This window comes from Actinomadura rudentiformis (genome assembly GCF_008923185.1).
In the GTDB taxonomy this organism is placed as follows: domain Bacteria; phylum Actinomycetota; class Actinomycetes; order Streptosporangiales; family Streptosporangiaceae; genus Spirillospora; species Spirillospora rudentiformis.
In genome coordinates this window covers 53,954-67,798 of record NZ_WBMT01000001.1, presented here as the reverse complement: position 1 = coordinate 67,798, position 13,845 = coordinate 53,954, and the positions used below count along the sequence as shown (strand labels likewise).

Sequence of the window (13,845 nt, the reverse complement as noted above, 5' to 3'; positions counted from 1 at the left end):
GGCGGATCCAGGAAGAAGGTGGAGACCAGTGAGCGAGCTCGTCACCGAGATCGCTGACGGCGACGGCGAAGCGAAGGTCGATGGGCAGCCCGAAGCGCAGGTGGGCCAGGCCGGGCTCGATCACGGCACCTATGAGGTGCTGCGGGCCCGGCTGGCCGGCCAGGCCGCCGAGCTGGCCCGCCGGGCCGAAGCCCTGAACGCGCGGCGCCTGGAGGTGTTCGGCGGCACCGAATTGCGCCTTGTCGGCACGGAGCGGATTCGTACCGAGCACAACTGCGTGCCCCGGGACATCGTCTCGGCAGGCCGCGGGCTGATGTTGTTCGGCTACAACGTCTTCATCGGGCTCAAGCCCGAGACGGCTGTCGACGACGTCTTCTCGTTGCACCGCTTCGTCGTCGACGACGGCGCGGGCGTCGGCTTCGAGAAGGCGATGGCGGACACGCTGCCGGACCTGCTGCGGGACCCGGCGTTCGAGCGCGACTTCGCCGAGCTGTACCGCTACTACCGGCAGGCCAGGCTGCTGCAGTTGCGGCGGCTGGACGGCAGGCTGCTGGCGGTCTTCCAGACGGGTCCACGCCTGGACGACATCCGGGTGCTGCGGTGGAGCGCGAGTGCGGACGGCGACTTCGGCTACATCGACAACCGGGGTGAACGCGACCACGTCTTCGCGTCCTCCCACGACTTCGAGTGGACCGAGACGACCCGTGACGACCATGTGCTCGGGCGGCACCCGCACATCTCCATCGAGGGGGAGGTGTTCGTCGAGACGGTCGGCGGGACGCTGACCGTCAAGGTCGAGGACAACACCGAGAGCGGGCACGGGATCTACAGCGAGCCGGTCGACGAGCCGCTGCAGAGCCTGGCCGACGCCGACGTGCACCACGCCCGCATCGGGGCGATGATCCTCCTGCGGATCCGCCCGTACAACGAGGTCGCCTGGCGGCATCTGGTCTTCAACACCCGCACCAAGGCCGTGGTGCGCCTCGACGGCATCGAGCAGGCCTGCCGCCGGCTGCCCGAGGACCAGGGGATCATCTTCCCTGGCGGCTACTACCTCGACACGGGCGTCGCCAAGACCTTCGACACCGACGTCACCGGCCTGGAGTACGAGCGTGCGGTGCGTTCACCCAACGGCGAGGACGTGCTGTACGTCTTCCACTCTCGTGACGATGGCCGTTCGCTGCTGCTGCACTACAACGTGATCCGCAAGCAGGTCGCCACGCCGATCGTCTGCCACGGCTACTCGCTCTTCGAGGACGGCACGCTGGTCGTCCTGCGGGCGTTCTCCGACGAACCCGCACGCGTTCACCCCGTCCAGGTGTGGCAGACCCCGTACGTCTCCGACGCGCACGCCGCGGCGCAGCCCGTCGGCGCCGGTCCGCTGGAGCGGGTGGGCAACGCCGATCTCGTGCGCGGGATATCCGACTGCCTGTCAGTGGCGCGGATGGTCGAGGAGATGTCGCCGTCCGCCGAGGTCTTCGAGGCCCTCATCGCCTCCTGTGTCCGTGCCGCCGACTTCTACCACTGGCTGGGCGAGGAGGAGCTCGGTGATCTCCTGGCTCCGCTCGGCGACGTGCGGTCGACGGCACGGCAGGTGCTGGAGGAGTACGAGAACGTCCAGGCGCTCATGGGCAGGGCGGCGGAGGCCGTCGACCAGGCGGCCGGCCAGGTCGGATCGCTGATCCGCGCCACCGACGGCCAGGGCCCGGACTCCGCCGACGCGTGGGTGACGCGGCTGGCCGAACTGCGCCGAGCCCAAGGTCACCTGGAGACGCTGCGCGACGTACGGTACGTGGACGTCGGGCGGATCGACGAGCTGGCGGCGGCACTGGCCGACGAGCAGGACGACGCCGGCCGCCGTACCGTCGCCTTCCTCCAGACGGACGGCGCCTTCACCGGCTATCACCAGGAGATCGAGCGGCTGACCGCCGAATCCGGGGCCATCGCGACCGCCGCCGAGGCCGCCCCGGTGGGCGAGCGCCTCACCGCCCAGACCGAGGGACTGGAGATCGTCACCGAGGTCGTCGGCTCGCTCGACATCGCCGATGCCACGATCCGCACCGCCATCCTGGAACGGGTCGGCGAAGTGCTCGGCGGTCTCAACCGGGCGCGCGCCGTGCTGGACTCGCGCCGCCGCGAGCTGCTGGACGTCGAGGGCCGTGCCGCGTTCGCCGCCGAGTTCGCCCTGCTCGACCAGGCCATCGCCGGTGCCCTTGCCATGGCCGGCACCCCGGACCGCTGCGACGAGCAGCTTGGCCGTCTGCTGCTCCGACTCGAGACGCTGGAGTCGCGGTTCGCCGACTTCGACGACTTCGTCGCGCGCCTGGAAGCCAAGCGGACCGACGCCTACGAGGCGTTCTCCTCACGCAAGCAGGCACTGCTCGACGAGCGCGCCCGCCGCGCCGACCGCCTGAACGAATCTGCGGCGCGCATCCTGGCAGGTGTCCACCGCCGCACGGCCGCGCTCGCTTCCCTTGAGGAGGTCAACACCTACTTCGCCACCGACGCCATGGTGGCGCGGCTGCGTGGAGTGGCCGACGAGCTGCGTGCGCTTGGCGAGACCGTCCGTGCGGAGGAGCTGGAAGGGCGGCTGAAGAGCGCACGCCAGGAAGCCGGCCGGTCCTTGCGTGACCGGCTCGACCTCTACGCCGACGGCGGCTCGGCCATCCGGCTCGGGCGGCACCGCTTCGCGGTCAACACCCAGCCGACCGAGCTGACGCTCGTGCCGCAGGACGGCGCGATGGCGTTCGCCGTCACCGGCACCGACTACAGGGCCGCTGTACGGGACGAGGCGTTCTCGGCGACCCGGGAGTTCTGGGACCAGCCGCTGGTTTCAGAGACCTCCGAGATCTATCGAGCCGAATACCTCGCCGCATCGATCCTCCTGGACGCGGAGAAGGCGGCGACCCTGGCGGACCTGCACGAGGCCGCACGTACCGACGGCGGCCTGCTCGAATACGTGCGCCACGTCGCCGGAAGCCGCTACGACGAGGGCTACGAACGCGGCGTGCACGACCACGACGCCGCCCTGATCCTGGCGGCCCTCCTCCGCCTGCACACGGGCGCCGGCCTGCTTCGCTTCCCGCCCGCCGCGCGTGCCGCCGCCCAGCTCTTCTGGGCGTACGGTACCGACGAGCCGGCCCGCACCACCTGGACGACCCGTGCGGTGTCGCTGTCCCGTGCCCGTGCCGCGTTCGGCCGTACCGTCGCCGTGGACGATCTGTGCGCCGAGCTCTCCCGTGCGATCGCCACGTTCGTCGACGACATGGGCACGACCGGCGACACCGCCCTTGCCGGGGAATACCTCTTCGAGGAACTGGCCACCGCCAAAGGCTTCGTCACCAGCGCTCGCGCCAGGAAACTGCTCCGCGACTTCCGCGCCGCGCTGGGCACCAGGTCCGATGCGTTCGACCGCGACCTGCAAGCCCTGAGCGGCTCCCCCGCCGCGCGCCACCAGCTCGCCGAGGCGTGGCTTGCCTCGTTCGTCTCCACCAAGCCCGGCACCGACGACGACCTACCCGAGGCCATCGCCCTTCTGCTCGCCGCCGCCCTCCCCCGGTACGACGCGTCCGCCGAGCTGACCGCGACGGTGGACGGACTCGTGGGCGCCCACCCGCGCCTCACAGGCCGGACTCTCGTCCTGCGCCTGGACGAGCTGCTCACCCGGGCCGGCCGATTCCACAAGGAACGCGTCCCCGCCTTCCGCGCGTACCAGCGGCACCGCACCGAGCTGATCACCGCCGAACAGAAGCGCCTCCGGCTGGAAGAGCACCGGCCCAAGGTGATGAGCGCGTTCGTCCGCAACCGGCTGCTGGACGAGGTCTATCTGCCGCTCATCGGCGACAACCTGGCCAAGCAGCTGGGCGCCGCCGGCGACGCCAAGCGCACCGACCAAATGGGACTGCTGCTGCTCATCTCCCCGCCCGGTTACGGCAAGACGACCCTCATGGAGTACGTCGCCGAACGCCTCGGCCTCCTCCTGGTCAAGGTCAACGGTCCCGCGCTGGGCCACGCGGTCACCTCCCTCGACCCGGCCGAGGCACCGAACGCCACCGCGCGCCAGGAGGTCGAAAAGATCAACTTCGCTCTGGAGCTCGGCAACAATGTCCTGCTCTACCTCGACGACATCCAGCACACCTCGTCCGAACTCCTGCAGAAGTTCATCCCGCTCTGCGACGCCCAGCGCCGCATCGAGGGCGTCCGGGACGGCAGCACACGTACGTACGACCTGCGCGGCAAGCGGTTTGCGGTGTGCATGGCGGGCAACCCGTACACCGAGTCGGGCACCCGCTTCCAGATCCCCGACATGCTCGCCAACCGCGCCGACGTCTGGAACCTGGGCGACGTGCTGTCCGGCCGCGACGAGCTCTTCGCCCTCAGCCATGTCGAGAACGCGCTCACCTCGAACCCCGTCCTGGCGCCGTTGTCCACCCGCGACCGCGGCGACCTGGAACTGCTGGTCCGCCTGGCCGACGGCGACCAGACCGTACGGCCCGACCGCCTGTCCCATCCCTACTCCCAGGTCGAACTGGACCAGATCCTGTCGGTCCTTCGTAAGCTGCTGCGGGTCCAGCAGACCGTCCTGGCCGTGAACCAGGCCTACATGGCCTCGGCCGCCCAGTCCGACGCCTCCCGCACCGAGCCCCCGTTCAAGCTCCAAGGCTCGTACCGCAACATGAACAAGCTCGCCGAACGCATCATCCCGGTGATGAACGACGACGAACTCGAAGCGATCATCGACGACCACTACCAGGGCGAGGCGCAGACCCTCACCACCGGCGCCGAGTCCAATCTCCTCAAGCTCGCCGAGCTCCGTGGCCGCCTGACCCCTGCCCAGTCCGAACGCTGGACCGAGGTGAAAACCGCCTACCTGCGAGCCCAGGCCCTGGGCGGCGACGCCGACGACCCGGTCGGCCGCGCCGTCGGCGCCATCGGCCTGCTCGCCGACCGCATGGCCTCCATCGAGACCGCCATCGACCGCGCCTCTCGCCCGCCCGCGCCCGGGTCAGCGGGCCGCCACGCCATCCCGCCCATGACGACCGACAACCACCGGCACCGCATCGAGTAGCAGAATGTCTTCAACGATGACAAACGATCATGGACGGATCCCTCGCCCGCGCGTTCGCCAACGAGCGCGAGGAGTTGGCCGCGCTGCGGCGGGAGAACCGCCGGCTTCGGGAGGATGTGGAGATCCTCAAGCGGGCCACGGCTTTCTTCGCCTGAATGTCAGGATCTTCTCTGTCCCGGCGGGGAGCAGGGCCGCCATCCCGCTCGGCTCCTTGAGGTGGTGAACGCGGCGATGGCGCCCGACACCTTGATCCGGCTGATGCCGGCGAGCGGGTCGCCGTCAGGCTTCCGAAAGCCTGCCGCTGTTCTGCCGAGTGTCAGCGGGTTTCGTTGATCCAGGTTCTGAGTTGGTCTTCGGTGATGCCGTAAATTCGGGCGGCGGTTTCGAGTGGCCAGGTGCCCTGGAGGACGTCTTGGACGGCTTTGGGTTTGGTGTGGTCGTCCCAGTTCCGGAGGATTTCGGTGGTCCTGGGGGCGAACTGGGGATGCCGTTCGGCCAGCCGAGTAAAGGCGGACGACATCTCGTCGCGGGTGCGGAAGAGGAGGCCGTCGTTGACGGTCAGCGCCGCTTCGATCAGGGCCGGGTCGGAACCGGTCAGCCAGGATCGGCAAACGGCCATGATCTCGGCGCCGTTGTCCTCGACATTCCAGACGAGGGTCTCGCACACGTAGGCCAGGTTTTCGGCGTCCATGCGCTCGAGCAGTCCGAGCAGGATGGTCTCCATCGACACCGTCGACACCCGCGCAATAACACCGTCTCCACGTGGAAAAGTCCACCCGATGATCCAGTGGGCCTGGGCGGCCAGGAACTCTCGCCGACTCGGTCCCGCTCGTGAGGGTGCGGGGTCGATGCCGGCGTCCTTGAGGATTGTCCACACCGTTGACGGCGTCACGCGGTAGCCCACGCCGACCAGTTCACCTTGAATGCGCCGGTAACCCCAGGTCGGGTTGTCGCGCCATCTCCAGCACCAGCTTGCGGATCACCGCCGCAATGGTGGGCGTCCCAGCCGTCGGTGCGGGAAGGTCCAGCGACGTCGTACCAAGCGTGCGTGCCAGCGCAGCAACGTGCGCGGCGAAACAAACGGCGCCGCGCACCCGTGGGCCTCGTGCCGAACAACCAGACAGCAGATTTTCGCAGGTCAAGCTCGGTGACACAGTTTTCGGCACCGACAGGTTACGGTCTGTTGAGCCATCTGCTGGACGGCTTGCCCAGCCAGTTCATGCCCTCGGCACCATGACCCACCGACCGCGCCGCACACGCGCTGGGTAAACCGAATGATCGTTGTGTGCGTCAGAAATCGTGACCGCTTTGTTCCTGGGCCCCGCTTACCCGTCCCTGGGGCGGTCACCGAGAAGGGATGCCCCTTGCCTTACAAGCGTGTGCTGGCCGGCAGCGTCGTAGTCGGCCTCTCGTTATCCCTCACGCCCGACGCGATGGCCGCCGCGCCGCGCTGGCGGGCCGTCCTCACCAGCACCGAGAAGCAGCCGGACCGGCTGACTTCGGTGGTGTCGGTCAGCCGGTCCAACGCGTGGGCCTTCGGCGCCGTGCAGAACGGCAATCGCCGGGCCCTGGTGGCCCGGCACTGGAACGGCCGTAAGTGGTCGAAGGTGGCGCTGCCGAAGCCAGTGGACGCCCCCCGCCAGATCACCACCGCCGGCGCGAGTGCCCGGGACAACGTCTGGGCGTTCGGCGGTGGCGGAGACGAGGACACCACCTCGTTCGCGCTGCGCTGGAACGGCCGCAAGTGGACGGTGTCCAAGCGGTGGAGCCCCGACGAGGGTCTGCTGAGCGACGCGCTCGTACTCGGCAAGAACAACGTCTGGGTCTTCGGTTACAACAACGTCGGGGCCGGGGTCGGCACCTGGAACTTCAACGGCCGCACCTGGAAGCGCATGCCATCGCCCGGGTTCGCACTGGGGGAGGCCGATGCGGTGTCGGCACGCGACATCTGGGCTGTCGGCGCCGGCCCCACCGGATGTGCCATGGCGCCCTGTTCGCTCGTGGCCCGCTGGAACGGCCGCGCCTGGAAGCAGATCAAGATTCCCGGCCTGCCGAACACCGAGGAGCACTACGCGTACCTCCGCGATGTGCGCGCCCGCTCGGCCAAGGACGTGTGGGTCGTCGGTGACGTGACCCGGCGCCAGGGCACCCAATGGACCAGCTCGCCGCTCGCGCTGCACTACAACGGCAAGAAGTGGCGGCGTGTGAACCCGCCGACCGCGGGCGGCGTCCGTGCACTGCTGACCGTCACCGCCGACGGCAGCGGCGGCGTCTGGGCCGTTCCCGCCTTCCGTGACACCGAGACCACCCGCCACCTGCTGCGCTACACCAAGGGCCGCTGGCACAAGGTCGCACTGCCCAAGAAGGCGGGCCTGCAGGTCCACCAGGTCGCTGCTCCCTGGGCGGTAGGCGAGTCCTCCGGCAACGGTGTGATCCTCAAGTACGGCCGCTGACCCGCCACGCCTCTCACACCCCAACATCAGGGCCGCGCGATCTCGACGTACCGCAGCCCGGGACCGGCGCGGAGCACAGCTCTTCCACGGAAGAGCTGTGCTCCGTCCTCCCCGATCCGGCCACGATCGTCCAGCCGGTGGATCCGCCTTTACCACCCATGGCTCGACAGTCTCCGCCGATCCAGACCACCGCTCCAGCAGTCCACGGACCCCGCCACGAGACCGACGCCCCAAAATCGCCGGACCCGGACTGCTCAGAACCAAGCCCAACCACACGGGCGGCGGCAGGAGCCGATGTCAGGGCTGAAGCAGCACCCGTGATGGATCATTCGGCCGAGGACCGGAGGTAGGCCATGAGGGCTTTGCCGCGCGGAGAGAGGCGGTAACCGGTCTCCAGGCTTTCGGTGAGGCCGAGGGCTTTGAGGCGGCGGACGTCGGCCTTGAAAGGGAGTTTGTCGCGGCCCAGTTGTTCGGCCAGGTCCACGGCGCGCAGGCCGGGGTGTTCCTCAATGAGGCGCAGGACCTCGCGGGTCCAGGGGGCGCGGTGGCTGCGGATGTCGACGGTGTCCAGGGCGGTTTTGAGGTCGGCCAGTTCCTGGTCGGTCAGGTCGGCGTTCCCGGCCAGCTCCGATCGGGGGTCGGGTCCGCCCAGATGGAGCATGACGCGGTGGTAGCCGCCCTCCTTGGTGCTCTTGGACAGGGCGGTGAGCAGGGCCGCGCGGCTTGTGAAGCCCGAACGCAGGGCGTCCTCCTCGGTGATCTCCTCGGGGGTGACGGCCGTGACCGAGTCGATGACGATGATCCCCGCCCAGGTGCGCTGGGTGCTCCCCGCGCGGACCCGGGGCTCAGCCCACACCCGGAACACCCGGTCGATCCGCCCGCCCGCGATCCCCTCAAGGACCTCCCTCCTGAACAACATCGTTCCCTCCCAGGTGATACGCCTCTCTCATGCAGGGCACCCCAGTAGGTCATGCTAAGCGAGTTGCAGGAGGCGGCCCGGAGCAGGAACGACAACCCCGGCGGCCACCTCGCCGGCCGTCGACCAGACTCGGCGACGAGCTTCGCGACCAGGCACCGCGCTGCGAATGACCACCACCGACGCCTCGCCGCAGCCAACTGGCCGAGGAACCGCCGGTCACCACTGGCGGACGAGTCCGATCGAGGGCCAAGCAGGCGCCGGCTGCGGCAGATGAGTGCGTTGGGCGGACAGCGATCGTCCGCGCCGTGGTCAGAGTTCGTGGTCACGGCGCGGGAGTGCGAAGACGTCACCGCGAAGGCAGTCGCTCCTGGGTTCGGGCGACAAGGGAGCCGGTTCGCCGAGGACGATCTGCGCGCGCCATCCACCGATCGCGAGCCCGTCAGCGGCGTGACCGGAGAGCCGGTCGTCGACTGCGTCGCCGAGCAGGCCGGCGTGCTCAAGGATGACGAACAACGCGTCTGCGGCGCAGGTCACCGTTCCGGCGGCTTCGTCGGCGCTCGTATCCGGATGGAGTTCGCGGTAGATGCGGCGCGCGGCCGTGAGGAGACGGTCGGCGTCGGTCACCGTGAAATCGCGCCGCAGCCGCAAGGACAGGGCCATCCCGTCGGCGAGCGGATCGTCCCCGATCGTGCTGTCATCGCTCGGCATGCCGACACGGTATCGACCGCGCCGAAGCAGCCAGTACCGAAGGATGGATCGCGATTCCTGGGACGCTGAACGAGGTCGACTTCTGGCACCGCCTCACAGCACGCGGACTGAGCGGATACCTAGCGTCCGCCGCCGAGTGTCTTGATCATTGACTCTCATACAGCGGTAGAGCGCGGACGGGTTGGTGTCGATCTCGCTGCGCAACTGTCATGGCGGCCGTGGCGCGTGTCGTCGATCAAGGCGCGGGGAGAGAATGCCATGTATGACTTGGACGACGAAGCTTCCTGGTGATATCGCGCTGCCGTTGATCGGTTTCGGTACCTGGCAGCTGCGCGGCGACACCGCCTACGAGTCCGTGCGCGCCGCGCTGGAAGTCGGCTACCGGCATGTCGATACCGCCACGCTGTACCAGAACGAGTCACAGGTCGGCAGGGCCGTCAAGGACAGCGGCGTGGACCGAGAGCAAATCTTCATCACCACCAAACTGCGCCCACAGGACGCACGGCATGCCCGCCGCACCCTGGAGGCCAGCCTCCGCCAGCTCGACACCGACTATGTGGATCTTTGGCTGATCCACTGGCCGACCGGCCGCGACGAGCTCGTCTCGACCTGGCAGGAACTGGTGTCCGCCAAGGACGCGGGACTGGTCCGCACCGTCGGGGTCAGCAACTACAGCCCGGCCCAGATCGACCTGCTGACCAAAGCCACCGGACAGCAACCGGCGGTCAACCAGATCCCATGGAGCCCGGGACAACACGACCCCGCCTTGCTGGACCAGCACCGTCGCCGAGGAGTGGTCGTCGAAGGCTACAGCGGCCTGAAAAACACCGACCTGCGCCACCCGGTCCTCACCGGAATCGCTGAACGTCACGCAGTCACCCCCGCCCAAGTCGTCCTGCGCTGGCATCTGCAACACGACATCGTCATCCTCCCCAGGTCATCACGCCGAGAACGCATCACCGCCAACCTCGACCTGGAACACCTCACCCTTGCCGCCGAAGACATCACCGCGATCGACACCCTCACCCGACCCAGCTGACCGAAAACGGCAAGCCAGCCGCGTGCGAACGTGAAGTCACCGAAAGACGACACCGCTCCACCCCAGCATCGCCGGCTCATGAGCTTCCCCCGTTCCACGGCGACGTTGATGTTGCCCCGGTTTTACGGACTCGCGGGTGAGGGGATCGGGTTCGGCAGGTGGGGTGGTGGTTTCGAACTCTTGCGGTGTCATGTAGTCCAGGGCGGAGTGGCGTCCGCGGCGGTTGTAGAACCCCTCGGTGTGCTCGCCCGCCAGCCACCGCGAGCCTGGCCCCAGCAGCCCCCACATCACCAGCGCTGCCGCACCGAGCACCGCCGCACCGGCCAACAGCCACCGCAGCGTGTCACCTGGCGCCCACTGCACCGCACCCCATACGGCGGCCAGCACCCCAAGCGCCAGCACCGTCGCCACCACATCCGACACCTTCGGCCACTGCATCGCCGCGCCCCTTCGCGCCGCGCATCGCCCCGGCTGTCGGCAAGGGTCATACCCGCCGCCGGACCTAGCGGTTTCACAGCCATGGGCCTGTGACACGCCGATTAGTGCCACTCCTTATTGCCGGTGTCCTGGACCTCTATGCAGGCCACGGGTGCGCGGGCCGCGTCCGGTGCGGGCTTGGGACGGCGCGCAGACGATAGCGGGGGTGGCTGGTGGCACCTGCTGCCGGCGCTTACCCGGGTCGCGGTCATGCGGCACCCGCACACACGCCACCAGCTCGGCCTTCCCGATGTCCAGTGCCGCGACCCGTTGCACGATCTCAGCCAGCTCCTGGGTGAACTCCTCCACAGCGGATCGACCCGTTCTGGCGTGGTGAGTGATCGGATTCCGGTGGCGCTGACCCCGGGAGCGTCGTTGGTCATGTCGTCTCTGTCGGCCTACCTGAGTCGCTCGGACCAGCGCGTGGCAAGTTCGTGAGGTTCGCCGGAGTCGGTGTTGGCGAGCGCGCGAGTCAGTCTTGCCGGAAACGTGAAGACGCCGATGCCGTCTTTGAGTATTGGCGCGACCCAGGTGGGCCATTCCCATGAGTAGAGCTGCTCACGTGGCTGGGAGCTTGGGAGACGGCGCTTCGAAGTACACATCCCACTCAACGACGGCGTCGTCCGGGTCGAAGTCGTGGCCCACGACGGATGGATGGGTCGACCAGAGCCTCTCAGCTGCGTCGCGGCAGCAGCCTCGTCATCTGGGGCGAGAAAGAACTCTATGTCTCCAGCCACATCGGCATGGTCCCAGTTCCTCGACCTCAGGCGCACCTCTGTGTGGCCCACCGGCGCCCACTCCGGCGACACCGTCATCGGGAGATCCCGCATGGCGACCAGGAAACGGCCCGGCAGGAGGAAGCGGTATGGAACTCGGCCCTGGACGCGACAAGCTGGGATTACTCGTACTGGTGTCGGCGTACCGGTTGATGTGCTCAGTCGGGTTCGGCTATGAGATGTTCGGCTGAGCTGGCTCGCAAGCCATTGGGCAGTGAGGTCCTCTGGCTCGGAACGGCGCGGCTGGGCGGCCGGCCAGGTGCTGGTGCCCGCGTTCGTTCCTCGGATCGGCGCGCCCGCTTTCGGTCTCTGTGACCGGCTTGGGTCAGATCGTGCACCGGGTCAGCCGGCGTGGTGTTCTCAGTGATGTGGCTTTCCGCGCAAAGCACGGGGGATTCCAATGCTGATCAATAGCGATGACTTTCCGTCGATCGAGCGTTTTGAACGGTTTCAGGAGGCGGTCAGGGATCTGCCGGTCCCGGTTCTCCTCGATTGCCCTCGTCCGGATGACTTCTGGGCCGTGTGGGGTTGCACGGAACTTGGCGACCTGTCGGTGGCGTCGACCTCCTGCCGCGGCCTGTACCGATTCCGTCGAACGCGCGAGCTGATCCGCCGATCGGATCCAGACGCATACCGGCTGGTGCTCAACCTGCGGGGGCGCAGCGGCACCGCCCACCACCATCGACACGCCGAACTGGCGCCAGGAGATCTGGCGCTGTTCGAGACGTCCAGTCCCTTCGACGGCTGGCGAGGATCCAGAACCACGGGCAGCCAATGGATCATGGCGACCTTTCCGCGACGTCTGCTCCCGATGTCCTCGCGCGCCGCTGAACCTCTTCTGGGCCACCGCCTGCCCGGCCGGCACGGCGTAGGCGCACTGGTCGGCACGATGCTGCACCGCTTGGCCGAGGACGTCCGCCATTACCGGCCGGCTGACCGCCTGCGCCTGTCCTGCACGCTCCTGGACCTGCTGGCCGTTCTGCTTCAACACCGGCTGGAACCCTCCGGCCCCGAATCGACCGAGGCTCGGCATCGCACCCTGATGATCCAGATCCGCTCGTTCGTGCGGAACCGGCTCGGCGACCCGGCGCTGTCCCCCGAGATGATCGCCGCGGCTCATCACATCTCCATCCGGCAGCTCCATCGGATGTTCCAGGCGCACGGGATGACCGTCGCCGCCTGGATTCGCGCCAGCCGCCTGGAGCGCTGTCGCCACGACCTCGCCGATCCCGCGCAGCGTTCCCGCCCTGTCCAGGTGATCGCGTCCCGCTGGGGCTTCACCGACAGTGCGCACTTCAGCAGGGCCTTCCGGGCCACCTATGGCCTCAGCCCACAGGACTACCGTCGTCAGCGCCCCCCATCGCCTGGCTGATCCCTGGCACGGACGGTCAACCAACCGGCACTGATCGGCAAGGACATCGGAGTCGACGCGGCGCATTCTCGATACCAGTGCCAAAGCGGCGCTGTTCATCGCCCTTTTCGACCAGGGCGGGCCGGACCACAAGAGGGCGAGCGTGGGCGCATGTTCTGTTCAACGACATCGCGTCGCACGGCATGTGCGTCCTGACGGCGTCCCGGCCCGCAGAAAGGCACCCATGTTGATCACCCGGAAACGAACGGCCGTCACGATCGGTCTGGCGGCTGTCCTGCTGGGCAGCGGGATCACACCCGCGCACGCCGACTGGACCGCGAACGTCTCCGGCGGCTACGGCTACGTCAGGACCAGCAAAACCCGCGTAGGCGCCTGCGACACCAGCGGCAACAACTGGGGAGTACGCACCTTCTATGTCACCTCCAACGGAGTCAGCGATTCCGTCGGAGATTGGAACGGCTCCAGCTCCGGATGCGGCGAGGAAGGTCCTTCGGGCGGAGGCACCATCGTCAAATTCCGTGTCTGCACCGGGCCCGGCAGTGAAAACCGTCAATGCAACCCGTCCACCACAGGCTGGATCCAGCTCTGATCAAAGGCAGCGCCTACGGGACCGGCCTTCGACGAGCCCGCCAGGCGTCCGAGGGATTTGCCAAGTCCCACAAGGCGCCACGTGCGGACAGGACACCGGGTGCGCAACCCCAAGGGGCCGCGCACCCGGTGTCCGGCCTTTCCGAGCCTCCCGATGGCACCTGCCAGCTCACGGGCCCGGCCGTATTCGATGCACGACGTCGTCGCGCTCGCAGACCAGACCGTGACGCTGACGATCGACGGGGGCCCCGCGCTGGATACGGCAGCGCTTGCCGCAGGTTCCCGGCGTACTCGTGAACGTAGAAGGTCGGTTTCGTGCCCACTCGTGTGCCGGGTCTGGGTCAGGTACCGGTCGGGCGACAACGCCACCCGAAGTCCCGATGCAGCCGATAGCGGGATTCTGTTGTCACTGATAACTATCGATGTTATCGTCTCAGCGTTAGCG

General features: G+C 68.2%; 10 protein-coding genes. 6 read left to right on the top strand and 4 right to left on the bottom strand.

The genetic code is table 11. The annotated features are described in order from the left end of the window. Window positions 1–28: 28 nt before the first annotated feature. Together F8566_RS00325 and F8566_RS52125 are read left to right on the top strand one after the other, a co-directional pair. Entirely contained in the window at window positions 29–5,068 is a 5,040-nt protein-coding gene (locus F8566_RS00325) for a DNA repair ATPase (protein ID WP_404800249.1), read from the top strand. A 29-nt stretch (window positions 5,069–5,097) separates the two neighbouring features. Beyond that, window positions 5,098–5,223, top strand: coding sequence for a hypothetical protein (locus tag F8566_RS52125; protein ID WP_264159273.1), 126 nt, complete (start codon window positions 5,098–5,100; stop codon window positions 5,221–5,223). 161 nt (window positions 5,224–5,384) lie between these two features. On the opposite strand, the gene F8566_RS00320 is transcribed toward F8566_RS52125, so the two are convergent. Beyond that, a complete protein-coding gene (locus F8566_RS00320) occupies window positions 5,385–5,972 on the bottom strand; it encodes a hypothetical protein (protein WP_225992719.1) in 588 nt (195 codons plus the stop codon). 460 nt (window positions 5,973–6,432) lie between these two features. Here F8566_RS00320 and F8566_RS00315 point away from each other — a divergent pair, with 460 nt between their 5' ends. Next, window positions 6,433–7,521: a hypothetical protein gene (locus tag F8566_RS00315; protein ID WP_151556780.1), complete on the top strand. Its 1,089-nt coding sequence runs from the start codon at window positions 6,433–6,435 to the stop codon at window positions 7,519–7,521. A 325-nt stretch (window positions 7,522–7,846) separates the two neighbouring features. Here the strand turns inward: F8566_RS00315 and F8566_RS00310 are convergent, their stop codons facing one another. Together F8566_RS00310 and F8566_RS00305 are read right to left on the bottom strand one after the other, a co-directional pair. After that, the gene (locus F8566_RS00310; RefSeq protein ID WP_151556778.1) at window positions 7,847–8,440 is read right to left on the bottom strand and encodes an ASCH domain-containing protein; all 594 of its coding nucleotides are present in this window, start codon (window positions 8,438–8,440) and stop codon (window positions 7,847–7,849) included. 309 nt (window positions 8,441–8,749) lie between these two features. After that, complete coding sequence (locus F8566_RS00305; RefSeq protein WP_151556777.1) at window positions 8,750–9,148, bottom strand: hypothetical protein; 399 nt, start codon at window positions 9,146–9,148, stop codon at window positions 8,750–8,752. Between the two features lie 184 nt (window positions 9,149–9,332). Here F8566_RS00305 and F8566_RS00300 point away from each other — a divergent pair, with 184 nt between their 5' ends. After that, on the top strand, window positions 9,333–10,187 hold the full coding sequence (locus tag F8566_RS00300) for an aldo/keto reductase (RefSeq protein ID WP_225992718.1): 855 nt from the start codon (window positions 9,333–9,335) through the stop codon (window positions 10,185–10,187). Window positions 10,188–10,223: 36 nt separating this feature from the next. Here F8566_RS00300 and F8566_RS00295 read toward each other — a convergent pair whose 3' ends face one another. Continuing rightward, window positions 10,224–10,625, bottom strand: a complete 402-nt coding sequence (locus tag F8566_RS00295; protein ID WP_151556775.1) for a hypothetical protein — start codon at window positions 10,623–10,625, stop codon at window positions 10,224–10,226. A gap of 1,215 nt (window positions 10,626–11,840) precedes the next feature. Between F8566_RS00295 and F8566_RS00285 the strand changes: the two genes are divergently transcribed. Together F8566_RS00285 and F8566_RS00280 are read left to right on the top strand one after the other, a co-directional pair. Continuing rightward, a complete protein-coding gene (locus F8566_RS00285) occupies window positions 11,841–12,812 on the top strand; it encodes a helix-turn-helix domain-containing protein (RefSeq protein ID WP_151556773.1) in 972 nt (323 codons plus the stop codon). A gap of 223 nt (window positions 12,813–13,035) precedes the next feature. After that, the gene (locus F8566_RS00280) at window positions 13,036–13,401 is read left to right on the top strand and encodes a hypothetical protein (RefSeq protein ID WP_151556772.1); all 366 of its coding nucleotides are present in this window, start codon (window positions 13,036–13,038) and stop codon (window positions 13,399–13,401) included. Window positions 13,402–13,845: the final 444 nt, after the last annotated feature.